The organism is Rhodopseudomonas sp. B29, from assembly GCF_000333455.1.
Lineage (GTDB): Bacteria > Pseudomonadota > Alphaproteobacteria > Rhizobiales > Xanthobacteraceae > Rhodopseudomonas.
In genome coordinates, this window is the sequence record NZ_BADD01000503.1 from 1 (window position 1) to 1,644 (window position 1,644).

Here is a 1,644-nt window from a genome sequence, read left to right on the forward strand (position 1 = left end):
GCGGCACCTTCTTTGAGCCGACCGTGCTGGCCAATGTGCGGCCGGATGCGCTGGTGGCGCATGAAGAGACCTTCGGGCCGCTGGCACCTGTGTTCCGCTTCAAGGATGAAGCCGAAGTCATCAAACTCGCCAACAACTCGCCGTTCGGCCTCGCCAGTTACTTCTACTCGCGCGACCTCGGCCGCGTCTGGCGCGTTGCCGAGGCCTTGGAGAGCGGCATGGTGGGCGTCAATTCCGGCCTGATCACCACCGAAGTCGCCCCGTTCGGCGGCGTCAAGGAGTCAGGTCTGGGCCGCGAGGGCTCGCATCACGGCATGGAAGAATATGTCGAGATCAAATACGTGATGATGGCGGGGATCTGAGCCGGAGGTTCGGGCTGCGCCAGCGCGGTGGGGGACGAATTCGCCCCACCCCCTCCGTCATCGCCCGCGAAGGCGGGCGACCCAGTATCCCAGAGCTTCGCTTGAAAGCCGGCGCACCGCCGTACTGGAGTTGAGATGGTGTGGCGGCTTCGAGGCTCTAACTGATTCAGAGTGCCTGACGTCTGCGTCAGTCTAGTGCGGGTTTTCCAGGCTGAACAATTCGGACTGTTCGTCATAGGCGAACAGCTCCGCGTAGCGGCCCCAGGACACGACTGTCTTCAACGTCTCGTCGGCGTAGTCTTCCGACATGTAGTCTTCGAGCTCGTTGCGGAAGCGGGCGGCCGGCGCGGTGTGCGAGGGGCGCTCGTCGAGCACGCGGCGGATCAGGCCGACCAGCGGCACGTAGTTGACGAGGTGATCGGCGAACAGCTTCTTGCGGTCGTCGGTGTCGAGATTGGCGAAGCGCCGGCCCGCGTCGGTGAGCACGATGTCGCCTTCGCTGACCTGGGCGAAGCGCAATAGCTGCAGCGTTTCGGCGAGATGAAACAACTCGTCGGCCTCCATCTGCAGGCTTTCGGCAAGCACCGGCAGGTCGGCCCTCCCGTGATACGGGCCGGCGGCCAGCGTTTCGATCAGACCGGCCAGCAGGTTGGACGACAGCGCATTGAGCACCAGCCCCATGCCCGGACCGGTCGCGCCATCGGACGCGATCTTCGGCTCGGGTCGCTGCGTCATGCGCGCGTAGATGCTGTCGACCATCTGTCGGAACGCCGGATCGAGGCGGTTGCGCGGATGCGGGAAATCGACCTTGATTTCGGCGGCGACACGGCCGGGATTCGATGAGAACACCAGAATGCGGTCACACATCAGCACCGCTTCCTCGATGTTGTGCGTCACCATCAGCACCGATTTGATGGGCAGCCGCCGCTCGATCCACAGCTCGACCAAGTCGGTGCGCAGCGTCTCGGCGGTCAGCACGTCGAGCGCCGAGAACGGCTCGTCCATCAGCAGCAGATCAGGATGCACTACCAGCGCGCGGGCGAAGCCGACGCGCTGCCGCATGCCGCCGGACAACTCCTTGGGATAGGCGGATTCGTAGCCGTCGAGACCGATCAGGTCGATCGCCGCCAGCGCGCGGGTGCGCCGCTCGGTGCGCTCGACGCCAAGCGCTTCGAGCCCGAGCTCGACGTTCTGCAGCACGGTGAGCCACGGAAACAGCGCGAAGGACTGAAACACCATGGAGATGCCGTCGGGCGGGCCGGAGATCGGCTCGCCGCGATAG

At 64.9% G+C, this 1,644-nt stretch carries 2 protein-coding genes; one reads left to right on the forward strand and one right to left on the reverse strand.

Annotation, left to right across the window (positions count from 1 at the left end; genetic code table 11):
• Positions 1 to 362 (forward strand): aldehyde dehydrogenase family protein (locus I5M_RS17815; protein ID WP_031336878.1); only part of this gene is annotated, 362 nt, incomplete at its 5' end.
• Positions 363 to 554: 192 nt separating this feature from the next.
• Here I5M_RS17815 and I5M_RS17820 read toward each other — a convergent pair.
• Positions 555 to 1,644, reverse strand: a 1,090-nt coding sequence (locus tag I5M_RS17820; protein ID WP_022722637.1) for an AAA-associated domain-containing protein, incomplete at its 5' end; no start/stop codon positions are given.